The sequence below is a fragment of the Micromonospora sp. NPDC049107 genome, assembly GCF_040648595.1.
Taxonomy (GTDB): Bacteria; Actinomycetota; Actinomycetes; order Mycobacteriales; family Micromonosporaceae; genus Micromonospora.
Map to the genome: position 1 here is coordinate 232,059 of NZ_JBEZEC010000004.1, position 25,272 is coordinate 257,330.

The window sequence follows — 25,272 nt, forward strand, 5'->3', positions numbered from 1 at the left end:
TCGACGATCGACGCATGAGCGACGGAATCCTCGACGAGGCGTACGAACGGCTGCACCACACCGGTCCCGAGTTCGAGGGCTGGCTCTCCAACCACGGCCCGATGGCCGTCGAGGCGCTGGCCCGGCACGGACACGAGCGACAGGTGCACCGCTGGCTGGACGACTACCTCACCCGACTGGACGAGCTGCCGCGCGGGCTGCGTCCGATCGACGACTGGCGGGCGGCGCTGGGCGACGCGAAGCGGACCGGCGACTGGCTGGCGTACTTCGACCGGCAGTTGCGCGTGGCGCCGTGGCGGGACGTGCTCGGCACCTGGTGGCCCCGACTGCTGCCCGGCATCGCCGCGGGCGCCACCCACGGGGTGATCCGGGTCGGGCACGCGGTACGCGCCCTGCACCTGCACGGGGCGAACCCGCCCCGGCTCACCGAACTGGGCCAGGCCCTCGGCTACTGGGCGGCCCGTTGGCAGCAGGTGCCCGGCGCCGACCGGCTGCTCAGCTCGGTCCCGTCGGGCCACCCGGGCACCGCTGAGCCGGACGTGGTCGCCGCGCTGGCCGGGCTGCCCCGCATCGACGACCGGACCGGGGGCATCCGCGAGCGGTTGGGGCGGCTGGTGAGCGTACCCCGGTGGGAACCGGCGCTCACGGCGCTGCGCCCCGCGCGGACGCCGGCTGAGGCGGAGCGCGGGCTCCACACGCTCGTGTACCGCGCCGGTCTCGACTACCTGCGCTTCGGGCACGCCGAGCCGGTCATGCTGGTGCACGCCGTGACGGCGCCGACCGCCGTGCTGCGTACCCTGCCGGCACTCGACCGGGGGCTCTGGGCGCCGAGCTTCGCCGCGGCCTGGGCCGCGACGGCGGCCGTGACCTCGGTGTACGCCCCGAGCGACGCGGTGACGCCGCCGTCGGTGGCCGCCGGGACCCCGGAAGAGATCTTCGCCCGGGCGGTCCGGCACGGCGACGAGCACGTGGTCAAGCTGGCCGACGCGGTCCTCGATGCCCACGCGGCCACCGGTGACCAGCGGTTGCTCGACGCCGCCGGCTACGCCGTGCAGCTGATCTGAGCCGCGCGGGGCGGATTACGGCGGCGCGTCCGGCCGCGCTGGCCTAGCCTCGGCAGGATGTGGCCTCGGATCGGTGACCTACGCACGCTCGCCCTCGGCACGCCGGGCGAGCTGCGGACGACCCTGAACACGTTGGTGCTGGCCGGAGTGAAGACCGCGACCGCCGGACGGCTGGCCGAGTACGCGCAGGAGGGCGAGGAGCTGGAGCAGGTCGGCGAACGGTTGGCGCTCGTCGACGACGACGACGCGTTGGCCGGCATGGTCGAGATCACCGGTGTCGACGTGGTCCGCTTCGGCGACGTGCCCTGGGAGTTCGCCCGCGCCGAGGGCGAGGGCGACCGCTCGATCGAGGAGTGGCGGACGGGGCACGCCGCCTACTGGGCGCGGCTCGGCACCCCCGTCGACGACGACACCCCGATCGTCTGCCTGCGCCTGCGGCTGGTCTCCGGCGGCGAGGGCGGCGTAGCCACCGGAGACCTGGGCACCTGAGCCGGCGCTATCCGCGCAGCTCGGGCAGCAGTCGGGTCGCCACGTCGACCAGGACGGCCTCGTCGCCGGCGTACCAACTGCTGGCGCGCGGCCAGTGCGTCACCACGTCGGTGAAGCCCAGCTCCGCGGCCCGACCGACCTGGTCGGCGAAGAACTGCGCGCTGGTCAGCGAGAACACCGGCGCGGAGTCCAGCAGGAGGTAACGGTCCAGCGTCACCGGGTCGCGGCCGGCCTCGGTGAGCGTCCGGTCCATCCGCTCGGACAGCGTCGAGACGCTGGTCCACCAGCTCGCCAGGTCGTTGTCGTCGCCGGTGCCGGTGGTCACCCACCCCTGCCCGAAGCGGGCCACCAGCCGCATCGAGCGCGGCCCGTTGGCGGCCACCACGAACGGCACCCGGGGCTGCTGCACGCAGCCGGGGTTGTTGCGGGCGTCCACCGCGGCGAACCAGTCACCCCGCCAGGTGGTGCCGTCCTCGCGCAGGATCAGGTCGAGTAGTTCGGTGAACTCGGCGAACCGGTCGACCCGCTGGCGCGGCGGCAGCGTCTCGCCACCCAGCACCGCCGAGTCGAACCCGATCCCGCCCGCACCGAGACCGAGCAGCAGTCGACCGCCCGACACGTCGTCCACCGTGGTGATCTGACGGACGAACGCGGCCGGATGGCGGAAGTTCGGCGACGCCACGAGCGTGCCCAGTCGAATCCGGGACGTCACGGTGGCGGCGGCGGTCAGCGTGCTCATGGAGTCGAACCACGGGCCGTCGACCAGGTCCCGCCAGCCCAGGTGGTCGTACGTCCACGCGTGGTCGAAGCCCCACTCTTCGGCCTGCCGCCAGCGGTGCTGCGCCTGGCTCCAGCGCTGGTCCGGCAGGATCACGATGCCAATCCGCATGATCGCCAGCCTACCGGGACTCTAATGTGATCCAGGTCACAGGTAACCCCCGTAGGGGCGTCCTGCTCGGCTCCGACCTCGTTGCGAGCAGGCACCCGAGGGGTGCCGCCCGAGCAGAGGAACGAACGCATGACGAAGGTGACCGCACAGTTGTCCGTCTCGGTCGACGGGTTCTACGCCGGCCCGCAGTTCGACGGCGACGGCGACTGGATCGACTCGGCCGAGGCCGCCGGCTTCTTCCGGATCACCCGCTGGGCCACCGAAGCGGCGGCCTGGCGCGAACGACAGGGCTTCGCCGGCGGCGAGCGGAACGCCAACTCCGACGTGATGGCCGAGACGTTCGAGGCGGCCGGCGCGTACGTCATGGGTCGGCGGATGGCCGACGGCGGCGAGGTGCCGTGGGGCGAGGAGCCGCCGTTCCGCGCACCGGTCTTCGTCGTCACCCACCGACCCCGCGAAACCCTGCTGCGCGGCGGTGGCACGAGCTTCACCTACGTGACCGACGGAGTGGCCAGCGCGGTCGAGCAGGCGCGCGCCGTGGCCGGCGGCAAGAACGTCGCCGTGGCCGGCGGCGGCGGCCTCGTACGACAGATACTCAAGGCCGGCCTGCTCGACGAGTTGGAGCTGCACGTCGTACCGGTCGTGCTCGGCACCGGCCTGCGGCTCCTCGACGCCGACCTCGACCTCGGCGACAAGGAGGCGATCGAGCTGACGCCCACCCGGGTGATCCCTACGCCGCAGGTCACCCACATCCGGTACGTCGTGGACGGTCGCGCCCCGCTCGTGCTCGACGACCGGGGTCGCGGCGGCGGACCGACGGCGACCACCAACTGACATCGGGGAGTTCCCATGCCACAGCTACTGCGGGTGCAGTGCTTCAACGTCTCACGTGACGGGTTCGGCACCGGGGAGGGGCAGAGCCTGGAACGGCCCTTCGGCCACGCCGACCCCACCGCGCTGTTCTCCTGGCGTGCCGCCACCGCCAGCTTCGTCTACCGCACCGAGCCCGGCGGAACCCGCGGCCTGGACGACTACCTGACCCGCGACGCCGAGCACAACATCGGCGCGGAGATCATGGGCCGCAACAAGTTCGGCCCCCAGCGTGGGCCCTGGGAGAACCACGAGTGGCAGGGTTGGTGGGGAGACAACCCGCCGTTCCACACGCCGGTCTTCGTGCTCACCCACCACGTACGGCCGTCGTTCACCCTCGCCGACACCACGTTCCACTTCCTCGACGCCAGCCCGGCCGAGGCGCTGGCCCGAGCGAAAGAAGCGGCCGACGGTCGGGACGTACGCCTCGGCGGCGGGGTGGCGACCATCCGCGCGTTCCTCGACGCCGACCTGGTCGACACGATGCACATCGCCGTCGCCCCCGTCGACCTGCACCGGGGCGAACGGCTGTGGGACAGCCACACCGACCTGCTCGACCGCTTCCACCTGGACACGGTGCCCAGCCCCAGCGGCGTCACCCACCTGCTGTTCTGGCGGCGGTGACGCAGCGCGAACTTCTCGAACCCGGCGAGCCAGCGGAAGGTGAAGAGGCTCAGCATGTCTCCCCCAAAGGCGCACGGCGGCAACGTCACGAACGAGGGTTCGAGATGCCTTTGCCGGACGGGGTCGATCGGTCGCGTCGTACCGACAGTTCCCCGTCGAGGGCTGACGGTGTCCTCGACTCCTGTCGAGCTGCCCCAGATGTGGGGCTGAGCCGGGGCGGGCCAGGCCGGGGCGGGCCGGGCCAGGCCAGGGCAGGGCAGGGCAGGGCAGGGCATGGTGGAGACGACCGCCGATCCGGTAAATTGACATACATTGATTGATACGGTCCGCTGACGGCGCCCGTATCCCCCGGCTCACCCAGGAGGACCCTCTTGCGTACGCTCCTGACCCTCGCCGCGGCCGCCGTCTGCGCCGCCGGTGCACTGGCCGTCCCCGCAGCGGCGGCGCAGGCCGATCCGGCCGACGGCTGCGCCGGTACCGTCCAGCTCCAGTCGCTCACCTTCGACCCGCCGCGGGGGGCTCCGGGCCAGGCCATCACCGCCACGGCCCTCGGGCAGAACTGCACCGCCCAACAGAAACAGTTCTCCACGGTGATCTACGCCCGGTTCGTCGGCTCCACCCCCGGCCTCCCCACCGGCTGCCGGGCCCTCGACCCGCTGCCTGGCCGGGCGGTCACCGTCGATCCGGGCGCGACCTTCAGCTGGAGCATGGGTTACCTGGTGTCCCCCGGCTGTACGGCCACCGGCCTGGAGGTCACGGCCCGGGTCGGGGACGACGCCACCGGCACCCTGCTCACCCGGACCGACACGGTGCCGATCGGCCCGCCGCAGGCGGCGCCCTGCACCGTGAGCTACCGCACCGGGAGCGAGTGGCCGGGAGGCTTCACCGCCCAGATCACCATCATGAACACCAGCACCGCGCCGATCAACGGTTGGACGCTCAGCTTCACCTTCCGCGGTGACCAGCACATCGCCCAGTCCTGGTCCGCCACCGCCCAGCAGAGCGGTGCCACCGTCACGGCCCGGAACCTCAGCTACAACCCCCTGGTGACGCCGGGCGCCTCGGTGGTCTTCGGCGTCCTGGGCACCTGGCAGGCCAGCGACGCGGCGCCGATCGCGTTCACGCTCAACAACGTCAACTGCGCCACCGGGTAGCCCGCGCACCGGACCGCGGGGCATCTGGGCGCCCAGGTGCCCCGGGGGGGCCACCTGCGGCATACCGGCAACACGCTCGCGTCGCGGGCACCCGGGGCGAGCCTGCGCGACATCATGGCGCGGATGGGGCACGACAGCCCGCGTGCCGCGCTGATGGCCCATCCCTGTCTCAGGATGGCCTAGAACCACGGAAGCCCTGGCAGGACGTCTGTCCTGACCAGGGCCTTCGATCGTGGAGCGGGTGACGGGAATCGAACCCGCACTGTCAGCTTGGGAAGCTGATGTTCTGCCATTGAACTACACCCGCGGGCGGCACCACTGTACCCGAGTCGTCGCAGCCATGCACCCAACCACCCCCACGCGCCGACCGCCCCCGCTCCTGCCCGAAGAAGTTTCCAGACGGCAACATATGACCGTTCTCAAATGCATCGATGAGTTGTAACGTCGGCCACACGTTCCCAGCCACGGCGTGACACACCCCCTGCCGCGCCGCCAGAAAGAGGTGGGCCCATGGGACTCCGTCCCAACCTGCTGACCCGGCGTGTCGCCGGTGTCGCGTCGACAACTCTCGCGCTGCTGCTCAGCACCGCTGCGGTGGGCGTCGTTCCGGCCGCTTCGGCCTTATCCTCAGCACCGGGTGGCGCCTGCGCGCAGCCGGCCGACAGCCACGCCAACGCCCGGGCGAAGCCCGGCGCGGGGGCCCTGCACGAGCCGAACGAGCTGACCGCCAAGCAGGTCCGCGAGCGGGACGCCGACCTCGCGGCGGCGCTGCGCGAGCGGGCCAACTACCGGGCCGGCGCCGGCGCCACGACGCTGGCCGCTACGGTCACCATCCCGGTGGTGGTGCACGTGATCCAGGAAAACAGCACTCGGGCCGGCGGAAACGTCCCCGACTCGATGATCACCTCGCAGATCAGCGTGCTGAACCAGGCCTACGCGGGTGGGACCGGCGGCGCGGCCACCGCGTTCGCCTTCCGACTCGACTCGATCAACCGGGTGACGAACCCGTCCTGGTATCCCATCGTCGACGGCTCGTCGGCGGAGCGGTCGATGAAGTCGTCGCTGCGGGTGGGCGGCAAGAACACGCTCAACATCTACCTCGGCGAGTTGAGCGACGACCTGTTGGGCTGGGCGACCTTCCCGCAGCGCAGGCTCAGCAGCATGGATGGCGTGGTCGTGCTGAACGAGTCGCTGCCGGGCGGCACCGCCACCAACTACAACCAGGGCGACACCGGCACCCACGAGGTCGGCCACTGGCTGAACCTCTACCACACCTTCCAGGGTGGCTGCGGCGGCTCAGGTGACGGCGTCAGCGACACCCCGGCCGAGGCGTCGCCCGCGTACGAGTGCCCGACCGGCCGGAACACCTGCTCGGCGGCCGGCCTGGACCCGATCACCAACTTCATGGACTACACCTACGACTCGTGCATGTACCAGTTCACCGCGGGTCAGGCGAGCCGCATGCTGACCGCGTGGAACGCGTACCGCGCGGCCTAGCTCCACGCGTACACCAGGTGCCGGCTCCGTCACGACGGAGCCGGCACCGGCGTCTCTGCCCCCAGGGCCGTGGTCAGGCGGCCGTGCACTGAACGTCGCGGCTGCGGCGGGTCGGGCGCGTCTGCGGTACGGCCGCGGGCGCGGCCGCCGCGGGCGGGGTCTGCGGATCGAGCCAGACCTGGACGGCCGGACGCCCCACGGCGATGCCCAGGCCGTGCTGGTCACGACGGGTCAGCATCGCCACGTCGACGGTGAACTCGAACAGCCGCCAGTCGGCCCGCGGCTCGGCCCGAGCGCTCTGCGCCAGCCGGGCCACCCGGACCGGATCGGTGACCGGCCAGGCGTGACCCGCCACGTACGCCTCGTCGTCGCTCTCCTCCGGAGGGAACGAATGCAGCGCGTATCGGCCGTCCCGTTCGAGGTCCCGGCGCTTCGGCGAGTCGATGATGAAGCAGAACAGACCCTCGTCGGTGATGACCGGGGAGACCGGATGGACCCGGGGCCCACCGTCGGCACGGACCGTGGCCAGATAGCCGAAGCCCGGCCCGTACTGCTGCAGGAGAACGCGGATGCCGTCGGCGAGGCGGGGCTCGTCGACGGCGAAATCGGACCAGGAAGCCATGCGAGCATTCTATCGAACAAATGTACGAGGAGCGACCTCGACACGCTGGTCACCGCCCACCTCGCTATGGTGGTCCGATGCTGCTCTCCGACCGTGACCTGGTCTCCGAGATCAAGGCCGGCACGCTGGGCCTGGAGCCGTTCGAGCCCACCCTGGTCCAACCCTCCAGCATCGACGTACGACTCGACCGGCTGTTCCGGGTCTTCAACAACCATCTCTACACCCACATCGACCCGGCCATGCAGCAGGACGACCTGACCTCGGTGGTCGAGGTGCCCGACGGCGAGCCGTTCGTGCTGCACCCGGGAGAGTTCGTGCTCGCCTCGACGCTGGAGGTGATCTCGCTCGGCGACCAGCTCGCCGGCCGACTGGAGGGGAAGAGTTCGCTGGGCCGCCTCGGCCTGCTCACCCACTCCACCGCCGGGTTCATCGACCCGGGCTTCTCCGGGCACGTCACGCTGGAGCTGTCCAACGTGGCGAACCTGCCGATCACCCTCTGGCCGGGCATGAAGATCGGTCAGCTCTGCATCTTCCGACTCTCGTCGCCCGCCGAACACCCGTACGGCTCGGTGGTCTACGGCTCGCGTTACCAGGGTCAGCGAGGCCCGACGCCCAGTCGCTCCTGGCAGAACTGGCGTGCCTGGCCGACGCGCTGATCCGCCCTTGCGATGTAAGGAAGGGCCCCCTTCTATACCTGAGGCGTTAGAAGGGGGCCCTTCCTTACACCTCAGCCGGGGCGACCGTAGCTGTGGATGGGCCCGTCGTCGACCTTCTTCATCTTGACGGGCACGCCGGCCTGGGAGGCGTGCACCACCCAGCCGTCGCCGACGTACATGCCGACGTGGTGGATGTCGCTGTAGTAGAAGACCAGGTCACCGGGGCGCAGGTCGCCCTTGCTGACGTTCTTGGTCACCCGGCTCTGCGCGGCGGCGTTGTGCGGCAGCGACACACCGGCCTTCGCCCAGGCGGCCAGCATCAGCCCGGAGCAGTCGTACGAGTTCGGACCCTCGGCGCCCCACACGTACGGCTTGCCGATCTGGGCGCAGGCGAACTTGACCGCGATGCCGGCACCGCCACCCGGGTAGCTGGCCGGGCAGGGCGCGGGACGCAGCGAACCGCCGCCGCCGTTGCCGTACACCTTGAGGCGCAGCTTCTGTAGCCGGTCGATCTCCTCGTTGATCTGCTTCTTCTTCGCCGCCAACTGGGCCTCGGTGCGGGTCAGCTGGACCACCATCTCGTCCAGCGGCGCCTTCTGCCGGGCCAGCTCGTTGCGCAGGTCGGCGACCTGGCGGACGTCCTCCTGCTGGTTGTGGGCGAAGCGGTCGAGCATTTCGAGCTGACCGACCATCTCACTGGGCGACCGGCTGCCGAGCATCGTGTTGACGGTCGACAGGTTTTCACCCATGTACGCGCGGACGGCCAGCGCGCTGACCTTGTCCATCGCGGCGTCGACCTGGCGCTCCAGCGGCGCGATGCGGGCGGCGAGCGTGTCGGCCTGCTTGCGCTTGAGGGCCAGGTCGGCTCGGGTGGCGTTGTGCCGCTCGATGATCGGTTCGAGCTTGTTCCAGTCGTCGTCGATCTGCCGTTCGATCTCGGCGACGGACGGGTCGGCGTGGGCCACCGTGGCGCTACCGGTCAGGACGACGGCGACGCCGACCAGGGCGGCGAGGGCGGTGGTGAAGCGGGACCAGCGTGGACGCGGCACGATCGACGTCGGGTCGGCCGAGGCCGACCGTCCGGACGACGGCCGCGGGGCTTGGAGGGCCACCGGGTTCCGTACTCCTTCTTCCTGACCGCCTACCGGGTTAGCTGACGGGTTCGGGCGGGAAGTGGGCGCCCTACCGCAGGAACTGCGGATTCACCCCGAGGAACCTGGGTCCCCGGCTCGCTCGCGAGCGACTCGGCGGTGTCGGTCCGTTACCGCCCGGGGTGGGCAGACCTGCTACCGGGCCGACGAATGACCAGAGTAGAGACGGCCGTTACCGATCCGCAACCCGTGCGGCCGTGACACTCCGTACCGATTGCGGCGGGCCATCGAGCGGACGTGAAGATTTCCTTCCGTACGTTTCGAAACATGGAAAGGTATTGACGCGGGCTCCCGAGCAGGACGAAGGTGACGGCACCGACACCAGTTCACATGTAGGGGGTTCGATGAAACGTCCGACCCTGCTCGCCGTCGCGCTCGTCACCGCCACGGCGGCCGTGCCGCTGTCCGCCGGCCCGGCCACCGCGGCCCCCGCCGCCGACCGCCAGCAGCAGTACGCCGCCGCGGCGACCGAGTACGGCGTACCCATCGACGTACTACTCGGCGTCTCCTACCTGGAGTCCCGCTGGGACAGCAATGCCGGCACGCCGAGCACCAGCGGCGGCTACGGCCCGATGCACCTGACCGACGCCCGGCACGTGACCGCCCTGCCCCGGGGCGGTCACCACGACGCCCCGGGAGAGGATCCGCGCGGCGACGAGTCCCGTCGTCCTCTCGCACCGGCGCCCGCCCCCGGCAACGCGCCGCCCAGCGCCGCGCTGCAGACCGTGGACGCCGCCGCCGCGCTCACCGGCGCCACCGCCGAGGCGCTGCGCACCGACCCGACGACGAACCTCCGGGGTGGGGCGGCGCTGCTGGCCGCGTACCAACGGGAGGTCGGCGCCCCGGTCGGAGTCGGCACCGACCCGGGCACCTGGTACGGCGCGGTGGCCCGCTATGCCGGCGCGGACAGCGCCGATGCCGCGGCGGCCTTCGCCGACGAGGTCTTCACCACGATCGGCGCGGGCGAGACGCGGGTGACCGACGACGGCCAGCGGGTCACGCTGCCGGCCCGGGCGGTACGACCCGAGCGGTCCTGGCTGGACCGACTGGGGCTGCGGCGACTCGCCCGCCCGGACGGGTTGGAGTGCCCGAGCACCGTGTCCTGTGAGTGGATCCCGGCACCCTACGCGGCGTTCGGCGACGGCGACTACGGCAACCACGACCTGTCCGACCGGCCCGCCCGGCAGAAGATCGAGTACATCGTCATCCACGACACCGAGGCGAGTTGGGCGACCACCCTGCAACTCGTCCAGGACCCAACCTACGTGAGCTGGCACTACTCGCTGCGCTCGGTGGACGGGCACATCGCCCAGCACGTCCGCACCAAGGACGTCGCCTGGCACGCCGGCAACTGGTACGTCAACGCCAAGTCGATCGGGCTGGAACACGAGGGCTTCGCCGCGCAGGGCACCTGGTACACGGAGGCGATGTACCGCACGTCGGCGAAGCTGGTGCGGCACCTCGCGCTGCGGCTGGGCATCCCGCTGGACCGCCAGCACATCATCGGCCACGACAACGTGCCCGGCACCACGGCGGCGACGGTCCGCGGGATGCACTGGGACCCCGGGCCGTACTGGGACTGGACGCACTACTTCGACCTGCTGCACGCCCCACGGCTGGACACCGGCAGCCCGGCCACCGGGCTGGTCCGGATCGACCCCGACTACGCGACAAACCAGCCGGCGTTCACCGGATGCGTCACCCCCGGGACGCCGTGCGCGCCCCGCGGCTCCTCGTCGGTGGTGCTACGCACCGCGCCGGCTCCGGACGCGCCACTGGTCAACGACATCGCGCTGCGCCCCGACGGCACCCCGAACACGATGGACGTGTCGGACCACGGTGCCCGCGCGTCCGCCGGCCAGACGTACGCGCTGGCCGGTCGACAGGGCGACTGGACGGCCATCTGGTACCTCGGGCAGCGGGCGTGGTTCCACAACCCCGCGTCCGCGCCGACGGCCACCTGGACGGTCGGCATGGTGGTCACCCCGAAGCCCGGCCGGGCCACGGTCCCCGTCTACGGGCGGGCGTACCCGGAGCAGGCGGCCTACCCGGCCGGCGTGCCGTACCAGGCGATCTCACCGTTGCAGTACACCCTCGCCGCCGGCCAGCGGTACGCCGTCGGCGCGGTGCTGCCCGGCGAGTACTACCGGGCCAGCACGTTCGACGGCTCCTCGCCCGGCGACTGGACGGTGATCCGGGGCCAGAACCGGTACGCGCAGATCCAGTTCGGCCACCGCGTCATGTACGTCGACCTCGCCGACGTGCAGTTGCTGCCGTCCCCGGTGGGCGCACCCCGCTGAGGAACCACGACGGCCCCCGGTCGAGGTGACCGGGGGCCGTCGTCGTGCGTGCTGGGGATCAGCCAGGTCGGCGGAACCCGGCGACCGGCATGGTGTTGATGCTGGACACCTGCACCGGTTTACCGGCGCGTGGCGCGTGCACCATCTGGTTGTTGCCCAGATACAGCCCGACATGACTCAGGCCCGAGTAGAAGAAGACCAGGTCACCGGCACGGGCGTCGGCGCGCGAGACGGCCTTGCCCTCGTTCCACTGATCACCCGTGTGGTGGGTGAGGTAGATCCCGGCCGACTTGTAGGCGTACTGGGTCAGGCCCGAGCAGTCGAACGAGTTCGGGCCGGTGGCGCCCCAGACGTACGGGTCGCCGACCTGCTGGCAGGCGGTCTTGATCGCCTTCTGCGCCGCCACAGAGACCACGCCGTTGATGGTCGGGCAGCCGGCGGTCTTGACCGTGGTCTTGGGCATCGACGCTTCGAGCTTCTTGATCTCGGCGTCGATCTGCTTCTTCTTGGCCGCCAGCTCGCTCTGCTGCTTGGTCTGGGTGGCGATCAGCGCGTCCAGCTTCTGCTTCTCGCCGTCGTACTTGGCCCGGACGGCGAGCACACCCTCAACCTGCTTGCGCTCCTGGGAGGCGAGCCGGTCGAGGAGGGTGAGCTGCTCGGTGAGCGTGTCCGGCTTGGCGCTGACCAGCAGCGCGCCGATCTCCTGCGAGGGGCCCGACATGTAGTAACGGGAAGCGAGGTCGCCGACCCGGTTGAGTGCCAGCTCGCTCTGCAGGGCCAGCGGCTCGATCTTCTTCTGAAGCTCGGACGACTTCTTGCGGTTGACGGCGAGTTGCGCCCGCACCTTGTTGTACTTCTCGATCGTGGGCTCCAACTCCTCCCACTTCTTGTCGATCTGCGCCTCGATCTCGTCGACCGTCGGCTCGGCCTGCGCCGGCACGGCGATCATGCCGGCACCGACCGCGGCGGCGGCGACCAGCACGATCAGGCGACGTGCGACCCGGCGCAGACCACGCGGTCGAACGGGCGACCCTGGTGCGTGACGATGAGGGGGCATGGTTGCCACCGGCACCGACTCCTTTGCAACCGACCGCCGGGCGCCTCGCGTGAGGGAAGGGCCGAGGCAGACGACCCACAGCGGTCGGTGCACCACATTAGGGAAGCGCCGGACCGAATTCAAGGCGAGCCGAGTCACCGTCACTGTCGCGCAACCACTTGCACACCAAGGGTGTTGGTCAATTAACCAACGATTGCGGTCAATACATCATCGAGCGTCACCACACCGAGAGGTCGGCGCCCGTCACTGACCAGCACCATGTGCCGCCGTTCCCTGCGCATGGCCAGCAGCAGATCGGCGAGCGTACGGTCCGGCGGGACCACCGCCAACGGCCGGTACACCGCCTCCGGCACGGGGGCGCGGCGGCCCTGCCCGGCGTACCCGAGCACGTCCTTGACGTGCACGAAGCCCAGCACCCGCCGGGTGGACCGCTGCACCACCGGAAACCGGGACCGGCCGGTACGGGTCGCCAGCACCTCCAGCGACGCCGGTGAGACGTCCTCGGCGACCGTCGTCACCGTCGACCACGGTTGCAGGGCGTCCGCCGCGGTACGGGTGTGCAGGGCCAGCGCGCCGGTGATGCGGGCGTGCTCCTCGGCGTCGAGCAGCCCCTCCGTACGCGCCTGCGACACCAGGCCCGCCAACTCCTCGGCCGTGAACACCGTCTTCACGGCCTCCGTCGCCTCGATCCGCCAGAGGGCCAGCACCCGGCGGGCCGCCCACTTCATCGCCAGCAGCAGCGGCTTGGTGGCCACGCAGAACGCCAGCATGGCCGGGCCCAGCCAGAGCGCGGAGACCTCCGGACCGGCCAGCGTGATGTTCTTGGGCACCATCTCGCCGACCACCGTGTGCAGGAAGACGACGACACCGAGCGCGAGCACGAACGCCACCGGATGCACCGCGCGCTCGGGCAGACCGACGGCGTGGAACGGCGACTCGAGCAGATGGGCCAACGCCGGCTCGGCGATCGCGCCGAGGCCCAGCGAACAGACCGTGATGCCGAGCTGCGCGCCGGCGATCATCAGCGGGATCTGGTTCATCGCCGACAACGCCCAGCGGGCCCGCTTCGAACCGGCTGCCAACGGCTCGATCACCGTCCGACGGGACGCGATCAGCGCGAACTCGCTACCCACGAAGAAGCCGTTGCCGAGCAGGAGCAGCACGGCCACCAGCAGCTCAGTCATCGGCGTCCGGCTCCGCCGGTCGCAGCACGCGGACCTGCTCGATCCGGTGCCGCTCCACCTCCACCACGGTGAACTCCCAGCCGTCGGCGTCGACCGTCTCGCCGGGCAGCGGAATGTGCCCGAGCCGTGCCAGCAGGAACCCGGCCAGCGTCTCGTACGGCCCCTCGGGCAGCCGGAAGCCTGTCTGCTCGACCAACTCGTCGGAGCGCAGCACCCCGTCGACCAGCACCGTGCGCTCGCCGCCCGGAACGGTCAGCTCGAACGGCTCGACATCGTCCACGCTGGCCGGGTCGAACTCGTCGGCGATCTCGCCCACCAACTCCTCGACCAGGTCCTCGATCGTCACCACGCCATCGGTGCCGCCGTACTCGTCGACGACGATCGCCAGGTCGGCCCCGGCCGCCTTCAACGCCGCCAGCACGCCGTCCAGGTCCAGGCTCTCCGGCACGTACACCGGCTCACGGGCCACCGCTGCCACCACCGTCGACGCCCGCGCGGCCAGCGGCACGCCCAGCGCGTCCGGCACGCCCGCCACGCCGGTGACGAGGTCGAGGGTCTCCTCGTACACGGGGAAGCGGGTCCGTCCCGTCCGCCGGGACTCCTCCAGCAGCTCGGCCACCGTCGCGGTGGCCCGTAGCGCGACCACGTCGACCCGCGGGGTCATCGCCTCGGCCGCCCGCTTGTCGCCGAACCGGATGGTGCGCCGCAGCAGCATCGCCGTGTCCGGCGGCAGCGCGCCCGCGCGGGCCGAGATGGCCGCCAGCAGCCCGAGTTCCTCCGGCGAGCGGGCGCTGGCCAGCTCCTCCTGCGGCTCCACGCCGAGCGCACGGACCAGCCGGTTCGCCGAACCGTTCAAGCCCCGGATCAACCAGCCGAACGTCCGGGAGAAGGTGTGCATCGGCCCGGCGGTGGCCAGCGCGGCGGGCATCGGCCGGGCCAGCGCCGCGTTCTTGGGCACCAGCTCACCGAAGAGCATGGACAGGAGCGTCGCCAGGGCCAGCGCCAGGAACGGGGTGAAGCGCTCGGTGCTCTCCCCGGCCACGGGACGCAGCAGCGGGGTGAAGATCCGGGCCAGCGCCGGTTCGGCCAGGTAGCCGGTGAGCAGGGCGGTGATGGTGATCCCGAGCTGCGCCCCGGAGAGCTGGAAGGACAGCTCGCGCAGCGCGGTGCGTACCGTCCGGGCGGCCTCGTCGCCGGCGGCGGCCCGCCGGTCGATCTCCGCGCGGTCGACCGTGACCAGGGCGAACTCGGCCGCGACGAAGAACGCGTTGCCGGCGGTCAGCGCAACGAACCCGACCAGCGGCAGCAGCGTCATCAAGAGCAGGCCGTCGATGTCCCCTCACCTCGGCGAGATTCTTGCACGGCGGCGACGGCCCCTGCGGGCCGCCGCCACCGATGTTCGGAACCGAGGGGTACGCCTCAGCCGGCGACCGGCGTCGACTCCTTGTCGCCGCCGCGCGGCTGCTCGGGCTTGACCGAGCGCAGCAGGACGCTCGCCACGTCGATGACCTCGACCTGCTCGCCGGCACCCTTGCCGTTGACGCCGTCGTTGAGCATGGTCGAGCAGAACGGGCAACCGACGGCTACCGTCTTCGCCCCGGTGGCCATGGCCTCCTCGACCCGGTCCACGTTGATCCGCTTGCCGATCTTCTCTTCCATCCACATCCGGGCGCCGCCGGCGCCGCAGCAGAAGGAGCGCTCGCTGTTGCGCGGCATCTCGGTCAGCTCGCCCTGGATCGAGTCGCCCAGCACCTCACGCGGGGCGGCGAAGACCCGGTTGTGCCGGCCCAGGTAGCAGGGGTCGTGGTAGGTGACACCGCCGTCGACGGGCTGTACGGGGGTCAGCTTGCCGGTGGAGACCAGGTGGGCCAGCAGTTGGGTGTGGTGGACCACCTCGAACTCGCCGCCGAGCTGGCCGTACTCGTTGCCGAGCGTGTTGAAGCAGTGCGGGCAGGTGGCGACGATCTTGCGCTTGGTCTTCTCGCGGCCCTCGAACGCCTCGTTCAGCGTCTCGACGTTCTGCTGGGCGAGCATCTGGAAGACGAACTCGTTGCCGATCCGGCGGGCCGGGTCGCCGGAGCACGTCTCGCCCTCGCCGAGGATCGCGAAGCTCACGCCGGCCTCGTTGAGCAGGGTGGCGACCGCGCGGGTGGTCTTCTTGGCCCGGTCCTCGAACGCGCCGGCGCAGCCGACCCAGAAGAGGTACTCGAAGTCGTCCACCTCGCCGACCCGGGGCACCTCGAAGTCGAGGCCCTTGGTCCAGTCTTCGCGGGTGTTCTGCGGCGCACCCCACGGGTTGCCCTTGTTCTCCAGGTTGCGCAGCATCACGCCGGCCTCGGAGGGGAAGCTCGACTCGATGAGCACCTGGTAGCGCCGCATGTCGACGATGTGGTCCACGTGCTCGATGTCCACCGGGCACTGCTCGACGCAGGCGCCACAGGTGGTGCAGGACCAGAGGACGTCCGGGTCGATGACCCCACCCTCCTCGGCCGTGCCGATCAGCGGCTTGTCACCCTCGGCGAGCGACAGCACGTCCAGGTGCGCGAGCTGCGCCTGGGTGGCCTTCTCCTCGCCGGTGAGGTCCTTGCCGCCGCCGGCCAGCAGGTAGGGCGCCTTCGCGTACGCGTGGTCGCGCAGGCTGAGCACGAGCAGCTTCGGCGACAGCGGCTTGCCGGTGTTCCAGGCGGGGCACTGCGACTGACAGCGGCCGCACTCCGTGCAGGTGCTGAAGTCCAGCAGGCCCTTCCAGGTGAACTGCTCGACCTGGGCGACGCCGAACTGGTCCTTCTCCGGGTCGGCCTCCTCGAAGTCGAGCGGCTTGCCCTGACTGGTCATCGGACGCAGCGGACCCAGCCCGGAGCCGGCCGGCTTCTCCGGGTCGCGCTTGAAGAAGATGTTGGGGAACGCCAGGAAGCGGTGCCAGGCGACGCCCATGGTGACGTTCAGCGAGATGACGATCAGCCAGGTCATCGAGATGACGATCTTGATGAGCGCGGCGACGCTCGCCCCGTCCGACCAGTCCGGGAGGATCGCGCCGACCGCGTGGCTGACCGGGGTCGCCCAGACCGGGTACTCGAAGTGGTCGGTGGCGACCTTGAAGCCCCGGATCACCAGGCCGAAGATCAGGACCAGCAGCACGACCCACTCGACGAAGTAGCCCTGCCACATGGTCGAGCCGGTGAAGCGGGAGCGACCGCCGGGCCGGTTCGGCCGGTTTCGCAGCCGGATCGCCATCAGCACCAGGATGCCGACCAACCCCAGCACGGTGATGATCTCGGTAGCCAGCCCGAAGACGGTCCAGTGCCCGACGATCGGCAGGCCACCGGTCGGCGTGACGACCTCGAAGTACGCCTCGAGCACCAGCAGCGACAGCACGATGAAGCCGACCATCACGAACCAGTGGGCGGCGCCCACCACACCCCACTTGAGCATCCGGGTGTGGCCGGCGGTCTCCACCAGCATCTTCCTGGTGCGGGCGCCCTTGTCGGCGAACCGCTCCGGAGCGGGTTGCCCCAGCCGGATCACGGCCGTCATCTTCATGACCGCGCGCACCGCCAGCCACACCGCCACGGCGGTGATGCCAGCCGCGAGGATCGTGGTGACGATCTGGACGCTGCCCATCGAGTTGGCCTCCCCGGTCTGCTGCTCGTCGAGCGGTTCAGCAACCGGGGCCGGGACAGGCGTAGGACAGCGTCGCGCCGCCGCCGCACCTGCGACCGGACCGGTCGATGACCTCGCTCCGCTCGGTCATGCAGTGCAGCCTACGCGCAAGGTTACCCAGCAGTAACGTGAGTCATCTCGCAGTAGGCCACGCCGCCTGCGGACACCATAGGGTGCCCGGCCCGGTCGTGCCGGGCAGGGGGATGGCGGGTGACGGAGATCCTGCGGTCCGGTGGTGGATCGCGCGGTGCGGCGGCGGCCCGACCGGGCTCAGCGCCAGCGGGAGAGCAGCACCAGCGACGCGACCATCGCGCCGAAGCCGACCGCCAGGTTCCAGTACTGCCACGAGGCGACCGGGTACTCCTGCTCGGAGAGGTAGTAGACGACAAGCCAGCCGATGCCCGCGACGATCAGAGCGACCGCGGTGATCGGCAGCCACACCGGGCTAGGCTTGCGCGACGCCGCCGTCGTCGTCGGACGGACGTCCGTCGGCGGGGTGTACACCTTCTTCTTGCGGACCTGAGACTTGGGCACGGCGCTCTCCAGAGGGGGTGACAACCTCGTCCGGCCTGACAACCGGACGCGGAGGCGACGGTTCATGGCCAATAATGTTCGACAGCTAGCGTAGTCCCGAACGGCCGCCTGGACCACGAATGGGGTCAGGCAGGTACATGGAGTGACCGAAAAGGGCGGGACTGTTCGTATCGCGGCCCAGTCGTCACGAACCGATCCCCGACACTCGGAAGGAACGCTCGGTGGAGTACACATCCGGCGCCGCCTCCTGGCAGAAGGTCCTCCGACGGGCCGTCGCCGGGCTGCTGCCCCGGCGGCCACGCCAACGGCGACCGGGCTGGTCGATCGGGGTGCCCCTGATCGCCGCCGCGGCGGGACTGCTCTTCACCACCACCGCGACCACCGCCGGCGGCACCGCCCTCCGGGAGGACCGGCGGCCCCAGCTCAACCAGCTCATCGAGGAGCGGCAGCAGCAGGTCACGGCGAGCGAGCGCCGCGCCGCCACCCTGCGCGGCGAGGTCGAGCAACGCACCAACACGCTGGCCGACTCGGACGCCCCGATCAAGGCCCAGCAGAACCGAGCCCAACGCAGCCTCGCGGCGGCCGGGTTCACTCCCGTCACGGGCACGGCCGTCACGGTCGAGCTGAACGACGCGCCCCAGCACAACGACGAGGCCCACTCCGACGCCACCAACGACGACCTGGTCGTGCACCAGGGCGACGTGCAGGCGGTGGTCAACGCGCTCTGGGCGGGTGGTGCGGAGGCCATGTCAATCATGAACGTCCGCGTGCTCGCAACCAGCGCGGTACGCTGCGTCGGTAACACCCTGCTGCTTCATGGTCGGGTGTACTCCCCACCGTTCAAGATCGTAGCAATCGGCGATCCCGCTGCCCTCCAGCAGGCCCTCGCCAGCTCTGAGGGAGTCCGGTTGTTCAAGGACGCAGTCGACGACTACCAACTCGGCTACAAGGAGTCCGTCTCCACGGTGACCGTCCCGGCCTTCGAGGACTCGACCGCCCTGCGCTCGGCGACGGTGCCCAAGTGAGCGGCCCCGACGAGCGCCGCGACGGCCGACACCGGGACCAGGCCGACGAGCCGACGGCCTTCCTGCCGAAGGTCAACCGGCCCGAGCCGGGTCGCGCCGAGCCGCCTGCGGGCCCGGTGGAATCCTCCCCGGGCCAGGCCGAGTCCACCGGAGGTCGACCCGAGTCGTCGCCGTCCCGGCCCGACCCGACTCCGGGGCGGACGCCGACCGGCAACTGGCCCGATCCCGTGCTGCCCAGCCGGTCACGGCCGACGGGCCCACCCGCCGCCTTCGAGGCACCGAGCGCCGGACGGCCTGACCCGCAGGGCAGCCCCGACCGCCCGACGCCGACCGCGCCGCCGCGCTGGCCGGGTAACGCGGCACCGCGCGCCGAGTCCGGGCCTCCCCTCGCCGCCACTCCCAGCCAACCGAGCGCACCGGCCCCACCGGGGCCGGTCCGGCCGACAGCCCAGGGCACCGACCCCACACACGCGCCGACCCCGCCCGGTAACGCCCCGGGTGTCTCCACACCCCCGAGCACGCCCACACCACCGAGCGCCTCCCCGCCCCCCGGTGTCCCTTCAGCAGGCGGCAATGCGCCGACCGCGTTCATTCCGAAGGTCACCCCCGGGTCCACGCGGACGGCAAGCGCCTCGGGCGCCCCGGTTTCCCCGGCCGCCCCCGGCGGCACCGCCGACCCGAACGCCACCGCGCTCATCCCCACCGTGACCGCCAGGCCGACACCCCGGCCTCCGTCCATCGACACGACGGCGCTGATGGGTGCGGTTCCCCGTACGCCGGCTCCGGAGGGGTCGGCCGGCGAGGGCGACAGCGCCGCCGAGCCGCCGCGGCCGCGTCGGGGGGAGCGGGTCGTCCAACTCCGGCCGCACCAGACCGGCGAGGGCTACAAGAGCGTCTACTCGGAGCTGACCCGTCCGTCCATCGCCTCCCGGCTCCGGACCGGCATCCGGGCCACCGGCGAAGTCCTGATCACCTTCGGCCTGGTGGTGCTCCTCTTCGCCGGCTACGAGGTGTGGGGCAAGTCCGCCGTCGTGGACGCCCACCAGAACGACCTCAGCAGCCAACTCGCACGAGAGTGGGGCCCGACCGACGACCCGACGGTCGTCCCGTCGAAGGCCCCGAGCGCCAAGCCGTCCCCGCCGGTGCGGGGCAAGCCGATCGCCGGCCTCTACATCCCCAAGCTCGACAAGAACTGGGTGGTGGTCGAGGGCGTCACCCAGGACGACATCCGCTACGCGCCGGGCCACTACCCGACCAGCGCGCTGCCCGGCCAGGTCGGCAACTTCTCCGTCGCCGGCCACCGGAACCGGGCCACCTTCTGGCGGCTGGACGAGTTGCACGACGGCGACGCGATCGTGGTCGAGAGCAAGACCGACTGGTACGTCTACCGGGTGGCACAGACCCGCATCGTCAAGCCGACGCAGGTCGAGGTGGTGGCGCCCGTGCCCGGCGAGCCGAACAAGAAGCCGACCAAGCGGATGCTCACCCTGACCACCTGCAACCCCAAGTGGGACAACTACCAGCGCCTGATCATCCACGCGGAGTTGGACCGGACCCAGCCCAAGTCGGCGGGTCGCCCGACCGAGCTGGGAGGCTGACCCGGTGTACGCGTTCATCTGGCGCAAGCTCCCGTTCGGGCTGGCCGGCAAGCTCGTCGGTTCGGTGCTGCTCGCGACCGCCACGGTGGCCCTGCTCTGGTATGTGGCCTTCCCGTGGGCCGAGCCCCTGCTGCCCTTCGACGACGTCCAGGTCACCCAGGACTCCGGCGTTCCCGGCGAGCCGAGCGACGGCGATGCGGTGACCGGCGACACGCCGACCGACGACGAGCACGACCTGCCGTACGACACGGAACGGAACAACCCCGAGCCGACCCCTTCGAGCAGGTGACGATGCGCGTCCTGGTGATCGACAACTACGACTCGTTCGTCTTCAACCTCGTGCAGTACCTGGGCCAGCTCGGCGTGGACTGCGACGTGCGCCGCAACGACGAGATCGACGTCGCCGACGTCGGCCGGCTGGGCGCGGCGGGCGTCCTGCTCTCACCCGGTCCGGGCAGTCCGGACCGCGCCGGCATCTGCCTGGACGTCATCCGGGAGTACGCGGGCAAGCTGCCGATCTTCGGCGTCTGCCTCGGTCACCAGGCCATCGGAGAGGCCTTCGGAGCGACCGTCACCCGGGCCCCCGAACTGCTGCACGGCAAGACCTCCGAGGTACGCCACCACTCCGTCGGCGTACTCGCCGGCCTGCCCGACCCGTTCACCGCCACCCGCTACCACTCGCTGGCCGTCCTGCCCGAGACGCTGCCGGACGAGCTGGAGGTCACCGGCTGGACCGGGTCCGGAGTGGTGATGGCGATGCGGCACCGGACGCTGCCCATCGAGGGTGTGCAGTTCCACCCGGAGTCGGTGCTCACCGAGGGCGGCCACCTGATGCTCGCCAACTGGCTGGCGAGCTGCGGTCACACCGAGGCGCTGGAGCGCGCGCCGGCGCTGGCCGCCGAGGTGGACGCCCGGCGGCTCGCCGCCTTCGCCACCACCTGAAAACGCCCGGTCAGCTCCGGAGGGCGTCCCGCACGGCCGGGCTCGCGGGTGACCGGACGGCGGGTGGCCGCTCCCGGAACGCGTCCCAGGCCGCCTTGCCGCTGGCCAGGTAGTCCCGGACCGCCTTACCGGCGAGCATCACGGAACCGCACCCGTCGCAGCGGGCGGCCACCCCGTCGACGTCGAGGCCGAGGTGCCGGCAGAGCGTCACCGCCCGGGACAGATGGTAGGACTGCGTCACGATCAGCGCGCGCTCGACGCCGTACACGTCCCGGGCGCGGACGCAGCTGTCGTACGTGTCCAGGCCGAACGGGTCCGCCACCACCCGTGCCGGGTCGACGCCGAGCCGCTCGGTCAGGTACGCGGTCATCACCGTCGGCTCATCGCCGGAGGTGCCGCCCCCGTCCCCGGACACCAACACCGCCCGCGCCCGACCGGTACGCACCAGCTCGGCGGCGGTCTCCAGACGGCCGGCGAGCCGGTCACCCGGTTGCCGTCCGTCCGCTGCCGCCGCCGTGCCGAGGACGATCACGACGTCGGCGGCGGGCGCCCCCGCCTCGTCGTGGGTGTGCCCGTGCGCGCCGATCGTCGTCCAGAGCCACGGGACGCTGCTCAGCGCCAGCACGACCACGCCCAGGACCGCCACGCGTCGCAGCCGCCGTCGCCAGCGACCCGCCGCCGGTGGGCGGTCGTCGACGGGTGTCCACAGGCCCGGCACCCGGATGCGGACGGCTATTCCCCGTCCATCCGGAACGGCGGGAAGATCGGCTGGCCCGTGCCGCCACCGCTGCCGGGCGTCGGCGTGCCGCTCGGCGTCGGCGTCGGCGACCCCGGGGGCGTGGGCGTCTCCTCGACCGGCTCCGGGATGCCGACCTCGATGGTCACCGTCTTGCCCTGGGCCAGCTCGGTGCCGCCCTTCGGGTTCTGCTTCTGAACCCGGCCGGCCTCGGCGGCCGGCACCTCGTCGCCTTCGCGGAAGCTGACCACGTAACCCGCCGCGCGGAGCTCGGCGGCGGCGTCGTCCTTCGTGGAGTTGACGACGTTCGGCACCTTGCTCACATTGCCGCGTGAGACCTCGACGGTCACCTTGGTGTCCTGGGCGACGGTGGACCCAGATGGCGGATTGACCTTGACGACAATGCCCTTCTGCGCGGGATTGTCGACGGCCTTCTCCTCCACGACCAAGCCCAACCTTTCGAGCTGGGGCTTCACGTTCTCGAACTGCGAGTTGACCAGGCCCGGGGGAATCGTGACGTCGGGTTTGCCGTCGCAGATCTGGACGGTCACCGTGCTCGCCTGCTTCAGCCGGGCGCCCGCCGCCGGGTCCTGCTTGGCGACGGTGCCCTTCGTGCAGTCGTTGGCCAGGACAGGATCGCCGACCACCGGGTTGAAGCCCGCGTTGCGGATCTCGGTGACCGCCACGTCGCGTGTCTTGCCGGCGAGCGTCGGCACCGCCTTCAGGTCCTTGTCCTGCTGCTGACTCCACAGCAGCGCGGCGACCAGGGCGATCACCGCGAGCACGCCGACCGCGCTGAACAGGGCGATCAGCCAGGAGGACGCCTTACGCTGACGCGGGTCGCCGACCCGGGCCGGGATCTGCCGGGTCTGCTGCCCGGTGGCGGCCGGCGGGTAGCCGGCGGCACCGCCGCCGGCCGGGGCCATCGCCACCGTCTCCGCCTCGCGCAGCACCGGAGTGGCCAGCACCGGTCGGCCGGCGGCGGCACGCAGCAGGTCGGCGCGCATCTCACCGGCACTCTGGTAGCGGTTCAGCGGGTTCTTCGACAGCGCCTTGAGCACGATCGCGTCGACCGCCGGAGTGACGTCCGGGTTGATGTCGCTCGGGGTCGGCGGAGTCTCCCGGACGTGCTGGTACGCGACGCTGACCGGGCTGTCACCCACGAACGGCGGGTGACCACAGACCAGCTCGAAGAGGACGCAGCCGGCCGCGTACACGTCGGAGCGGGCGTCCACGGCCTCACCGCGCGCCTGCTCCGGCGACAGGTACTGAGCCGTGCCGATGACCGCGCTGGTCTGCGTCATGGTGGTCGCGCCGCTGGCCAGTGCCCGGGCGATACCGAAGTCCATCACCTTGACCTGGCCGGTCTGGGTGAGCATGACATTGCCCGGCTTGATGTCCCGGTGGATGATCCCGTGCCGGTGGCTGAACTCCAAGGCCGCGCACATGTCGGCGCAGATCTCCAGCGCACGGCGGGGCTGCAACCGGCCCTCGACGCCGAGGACCTCCTTCAACGTCCGTCCGTTGACGAACTCCATGACGATGAAGGGCAACGTCTCGCCGGTCGGGGCGGTCTCCTCGCCGGTGTCGTAGACCGCCACGATCGCCGGATGGTTGAGCGACGCCGCGTTCTGCGCCTCCCGGCGGAAGCGCATCTGGAACGTCGCGTCCCGGGCGAGGTCGGTACGGAGCATCTTGATCGCGACGTCCCGACCGAGCCGGAGGTCGCGACCGCGATGCACCTCGGCCATGCCGCCGTAGCCGAGCAGCTCGCCGACCTGGTACCTGCCACCGAGCAGGCGGGCCTGCGCTGTCATCGCGTCTGTCGTCCTTCGCTCGTCGTCGTCCCGCCGTCACCCGGCCGGAGTCGTACCTCACGACGGTACGACGTCCGGGTCGCATCGTCGCGTCCGTCGAGCCGCAGCGCGCCGGACGTCACGGTTTGTGAAGTCGTCGCCCCGGACGTACCCGTCTGCGACGCCTTCCGCAGTTTGTAGGAAATCACGCCGGAGCAGAGCAGGACCAGTAAGGCCAGCAGGATGGCGACGAGCACCATCCCGGGTCGGGACCGGCTGGGCTCGGACGCCGCACCGGCCGGCCGGGCGTACGCCGGAGGGTGTTCCTGCCGGGTCTGTGCCGGCGGCACCGCCGCGGCGCCGCGCGGATAGCCGGCCTGGGCGACCGGCGGCCGGGCGTGCGGTACGGCCGGCGCGACCGCGGTCGGACGGGGTTGTTGGGCCGGCGTGACCGCGGTCGGTCGCTGCCCGACGGACGGCTGCCGGTGTGGCGCGCCCGGCGGGCGGAACTGCTGCGCCTGCGGCACCTGCGCCCGCCCGGGGGCGGCGGGCGAGGACGGCGCCCCGGAGATCGGCGCGGAGTGACCACCGGACCGGGCCTGCTGGGACAGCGCGGCCTTGAGCTGCCGGGCGACCGAGGCGAGGGCGGCGGCACTCGGCCAGCGGGCGGCCGGGTCCTTGGCCAACGCCCGCTCGACGACCGCCCGGACCTGCGGCGGGATGTCGTTGGGCAGTGGGCGGGGCGTCTCCCGGACGTGCCGCATGGCGATGTCGAGCGGGTTGTCCCCCTCGAACGGTCGCCGGCCGGCGAGGCACTGGTAGGCGACCACGCCGAGCGCGTACACGTCGGACGCCGGGGTGGCCACCTGCCCGGTGGCCTGCTCCGGCGAGATGTACGAGGCGGTGCCGAGCACCGAGCCGGCGGCGGTGAGCTGGCCGACGATGTCCGAGCGGGCGATGCCGAAGTCGGTCAGCACGAGCGTGCCGTTCGGCCGGACCAGCAGGTTGCCCGGCTTCACGTCGCGGTGCACGATGCCCTTCTCGTGCGCGGCGTGCAGGGCGTCCGCGGCCTGCGCGACGAGCGCCATGGTGCGGGCCGGGGTGAGCCGGCCGACCCGGCTGAGCGTGGAGGACAGGGCGTCGCCCTCGACGTACTCCATGACCAGGAACGCGATCTGCTGATCGTTGCCGAAGTCGTAGACGTCGACGACTCCGGGGTGGTTGATCGTGGCCATCGTCCGGGCCTCGCCCCGGAACCGCTCGGCGAAGTCCGGGTCGTCGAGCAACGCCGGGAGCAAGCTCTTCACCGCGACCGTCCGGCCGAGCACCTGGTCGGTGCCGCGCCAGACGTCGCCCATGCCGCCGCTTGCGATCCGCTCGTCGAGGCGGTAGCGGTTGCCGAGCTGGACGCCGGGGCTGAGCAT

At 71.4% G+C, this 25,272-nt stretch carries 23 protein-coding genes, 1 tRNA gene, 1 pseudogene and 1 riboswitch; of the genes and pseudogenes, 13 read left to right on the forward strand and 12 right to left on the reverse strand.

The window, feature by feature from the left end; all coding sequences use genetic code 11:
• Positions 1-14: 14 nt before the first annotated feature.
• Positions 15-1,064 carry a hypothetical protein gene (locus AB0B55_RS12220; RefSeq protein WP_357171702.1) on the forward strand — a complete coding sequence of 350 codons (1,050 nt, stop codon included), beginning with the start codon at positions 15-17 and terminating at the stop codon, positions 1,062-1,064.
• Between the two features lie 57 nt (positions 1,065-1,121).
• Positions 1,122-1,553 carry an ASCH domain-containing protein gene (locus AB0B55_RS12225; RefSeq protein ID WP_357129497.1) on the forward strand — a complete coding sequence of 144 codons (432 nt, stop codon included), beginning with the start codon at positions 1,122-1,124 and terminating at the stop codon, positions 1,551-1,553.
• Positions 1,554-1,560: 7 nt separating this feature from the next.
• Here the strand turns inward: AB0B55_RS12225 and AB0B55_RS12230 are convergent, their stop codons facing one another.
• The gene (locus AB0B55_RS12230; RefSeq protein ID WP_357171703.1) at positions 1,561-2,442 is read right to left on the reverse strand and encodes an LLM class flavin-dependent oxidoreductase; all 882 of its coding nucleotides are present in this window, start codon (positions 2,440-2,442) and stop codon (positions 1,561-1,563) included.
• A 129-nt stretch (positions 2,443-2,571) separates the two neighbouring features.
• Here AB0B55_RS12230 and AB0B55_RS12235 point away from each other — a divergent pair, with 129 nt between their 5' ends.
• The 4 genes and pseudogenes from AB0B55_RS12235 to AB0B55_RS12250 form a co-directional block, all read left to right on the forward strand.
• Positions 2,572-3,276 carry a dihydrofolate reductase family protein gene (locus AB0B55_RS12235; protein WP_357171705.1) on the forward strand — a complete coding sequence of 235 codons (705 nt, stop codon included), beginning with the start codon at positions 2,572-2,574 and terminating at the stop codon, positions 3,274-3,276.
• A gap of 15 nt (positions 3,277-3,291) precedes the next feature.
• The gene (locus tag AB0B55_RS12240; RefSeq protein WP_357129487.1) at positions 3,292-3,936 is read left to right on the forward strand and encodes a dihydrofolate reductase family protein; all 645 of its coding nucleotides are present in this window, start codon (positions 3,292-3,294) and stop codon (positions 3,934-3,936) included.
• A 371-nt stretch (positions 3,937-4,307) separates the two neighbouring features.
• Positions 4,308-5,090, forward strand: a complete 783-nt coding sequence (locus tag AB0B55_RS12245) for a cellulose-binding domain-containing protein (protein WP_357171707.1) — start codon at positions 4,308-4,310, stop codon at positions 5,088-5,090.
• A 54-nt stretch (positions 5,091-5,144) separates the two neighbouring features.
• Positions 5,145-5,246 (forward strand): annotated as a pseudogene (locus tag AB0B55_RS12250) (site-specific integrase); the annotation flags it as partial.
• A 77-nt stretch (positions 5,247-5,323) separates the two neighbouring features.
• Here AB0B55_RS12250 and AB0B55_RS12255 read toward each other — a convergent pair.
• Positions 5,324-5,397: transfer RNA gene (locus AB0B55_RS12255), tRNA-Gly, on the reverse strand.
• 203 nt (positions 5,398-5,600) lie between these two features.
• Here AB0B55_RS12255 and AB0B55_RS12260 point away from each other — a divergent pair.
• Positions 5,601-6,587: a zinc metalloprotease gene (locus AB0B55_RS12260; RefSeq protein ID WP_357171708.1), complete on the forward strand. Its 987-nt coding sequence runs from the start codon at positions 5,601-5,603 to the stop codon at positions 6,585-6,587.
• A gap of 73 nt (positions 6,588-6,660) precedes the next feature.
• On the opposite strand, the gene AB0B55_RS12265 is transcribed toward AB0B55_RS12260, so the two are convergent.
• On the reverse strand, positions 6,661-7,209 hold the full coding sequence (locus AB0B55_RS12265) for a pyridoxamine 5'-phosphate oxidase family protein (RefSeq protein WP_357129478.1): 549 nt from the start codon (positions 7,207-7,209) through the stop codon (positions 6,661-6,663).
• A gap of 77 nt (positions 7,210-7,286) precedes the next feature.
• On the opposite strand from AB0B55_RS12265, the gene dcd reads away from it, so the two are divergent.
• Positions 7,287-7,865 carry a dCTP deaminase gene (gene dcd / locus AB0B55_RS12270; RefSeq protein ID WP_266247661.1) on the forward strand — a complete coding sequence of 193 codons (579 nt, stop codon included), beginning with the start codon at positions 7,287-7,289 and terminating at the stop codon, positions 7,863-7,865.
• Positions 7,866-7,936: 71 nt separating this feature from the next.
• Here the strand turns inward: dcd and AB0B55_RS12275 are convergent, their stop codons facing one another.
• Entirely contained in the window at positions 7,937-8,977 is a 1,041-nt protein-coding gene (locus tag AB0B55_RS12275) for an NlpC/P60 family protein (protein ID WP_357171710.1), read from the reverse strand.
• Between the two features lie 12 nt (positions 8,978-8,989).
• A riboswitch (cyclic di-AMP (ydaO/yuaA leader) is annotated at positions 8,990-9,125 on the reverse strand.
• A 235-nt stretch (positions 9,126-9,360) separates the two neighbouring features.
• Here AB0B55_RS12275 and AB0B55_RS12280 point away from each other — a divergent pair.
• Positions 9,361-11,316, forward strand: coding sequence for an N-acetylmuramoyl-L-alanine amidase (locus AB0B55_RS12280; protein ID WP_357171711.1), 1,956 nt, complete (start codon positions 9,361-9,363; stop codon positions 11,314-11,316).
• A gap of 58 nt (positions 11,317-11,374) precedes the next feature.
• On the opposite strand, the gene AB0B55_RS12285 is transcribed toward AB0B55_RS12280, so the two are convergent.
• The 5 genes from AB0B55_RS12285 to AB0B55_RS12305 all read right to left on the reverse strand — a co-directional run bounded on the left by AB0B55_RS12285 (position 11,375) and on the right by AB0B55_RS12305 (position 17,751).
• Entirely contained in the window at positions 11,375-12,388 is a 1,014-nt protein-coding gene (locus AB0B55_RS12285) for an NlpC/P60 family protein (protein ID WP_355048503.1), read from the reverse strand.
• A gap of 167 nt (positions 12,389-12,555) precedes the next feature.
• Entirely contained in the window at positions 12,556-13,557 is a 1,002-nt protein-coding gene (locus tag AB0B55_RS12290) for a hemolysin family protein (protein ID WP_357129467.1), read from the reverse strand.
• Positions 13,550-14,872: a hemolysin family protein gene (locus AB0B55_RS12295; RefSeq protein WP_357129464.1), complete on the reverse strand. Its 1,323-nt coding sequence runs from the start codon at positions 14,870-14,872 to the stop codon at positions 13,550-13,552. Before AB0B55_RS12295 ends, AB0B55_RS12290 begins: the two co-directional genes overlap by 8 nt.
• 104 nt (positions 14,873-14,976) lie before the next feature.
• Entirely contained in the window at positions 14,977-17,178 is a 2,202-nt protein-coding gene (locus AB0B55_RS12300; RefSeq protein ID WP_357129461.1) for a (Fe-S)-binding protein, read from the reverse strand.
• Between the two features lie 309 nt (positions 17,179-17,487).
• Positions 17,488-17,751, reverse strand: a complete 264-nt coding sequence (locus AB0B55_RS12305) for a cell division protein CrgA (protein WP_007454145.1) — start codon at positions 17,749-17,751, stop codon at positions 17,488-17,490.
• Between the two features lie 221 nt (positions 17,752-17,972).
• Here AB0B55_RS12305 and AB0B55_RS12310 point away from each other — a divergent pair, with 221 nt between their 5' ends.
• The 4 genes from AB0B55_RS12310 to AB0B55_RS12325 are packed head-to-tail and all read left to right on the forward strand — an operon-like array spanning position 17,973 to position 21,316.
• Positions 17,973-18,776 (forward strand): DUF881 domain-containing protein, encoded by an 804-nt coding sequence (locus AB0B55_RS12310; protein WP_355048507.1) that lies wholly within the window; start codon positions 17,973-17,975, stop codon positions 18,774-18,776.
• The gene (locus tag AB0B55_RS12315; RefSeq protein WP_357129457.1) at positions 18,773-20,374 is read left to right on the forward strand and encodes a class E sortase; all 1,602 of its coding nucleotides are present in this window, start codon (positions 18,773-18,775) and stop codon (positions 20,372-20,374) included. Before AB0B55_RS12310 ends, AB0B55_RS12315 begins: the two co-directional genes overlap by 4 nt.
• Positions 20,375-20,378: 4 nt before the next feature.
• Positions 20,379-20,663, forward strand: coding sequence for a hypothetical protein (locus AB0B55_RS12320; RefSeq protein ID WP_357129454.1), 285 nt, complete (start codon positions 20,379-20,381; stop codon positions 20,661-20,663).
• A 2-nt stretch (positions 20,664-20,665) separates the two neighbouring features.
• Positions 20,666-21,316 carry an aminodeoxychorismate/anthranilate synthase component II gene (locus tag AB0B55_RS12325; protein ID WP_357129451.1) on the forward strand — a complete coding sequence of 217 codons (651 nt, stop codon included), beginning with the start codon at positions 20,666-20,668 and terminating at the stop codon, positions 21,314-21,316.
• 10 nt (positions 21,317-21,326) lie between these two features.
• Here the strand turns inward: AB0B55_RS12325 and AB0B55_RS12330 are convergent, their stop codons facing one another.
• The 3 genes from AB0B55_RS12330 to AB0B55_RS12340 all read right to left on the reverse strand — a co-directional run bounded on the left by AB0B55_RS12330 (position 21,327) and on the right by AB0B55_RS12340 (position 25,272).
• The gene (locus tag AB0B55_RS12330; protein WP_357129448.1) at positions 21,327-21,962 is read right to left on the reverse strand and encodes an ElyC/SanA/YdcF family protein; all 636 of its coding nucleotides are present in this window, start codon (positions 21,960-21,962) and stop codon (positions 21,327-21,329) included.
• An 86-nt stretch (positions 21,963-22,048) separates the two neighbouring features.
• Positions 22,049-23,869 carry a Stk1 family PASTA domain-containing Ser/Thr kinase gene (pknB, locus tag AB0B55_RS12335; RefSeq protein ID WP_357129445.1) on the reverse strand — a complete coding sequence of 607 codons (1,821 nt, stop codon included), beginning with the start codon at positions 23,867-23,869 and terminating at the stop codon, positions 22,049-22,051.
• On the reverse strand, positions 23,866-25,272 hold the full coding sequence (locus AB0B55_RS12340; protein ID WP_357129442.1) for a protein kinase: 1,407 nt from the start codon (positions 25,270-25,272) through the stop codon (positions 23,866-23,868). The genes pknB and AB0B55_RS12340 overlap by 4 nt, the downstream gene beginning before the upstream one ends.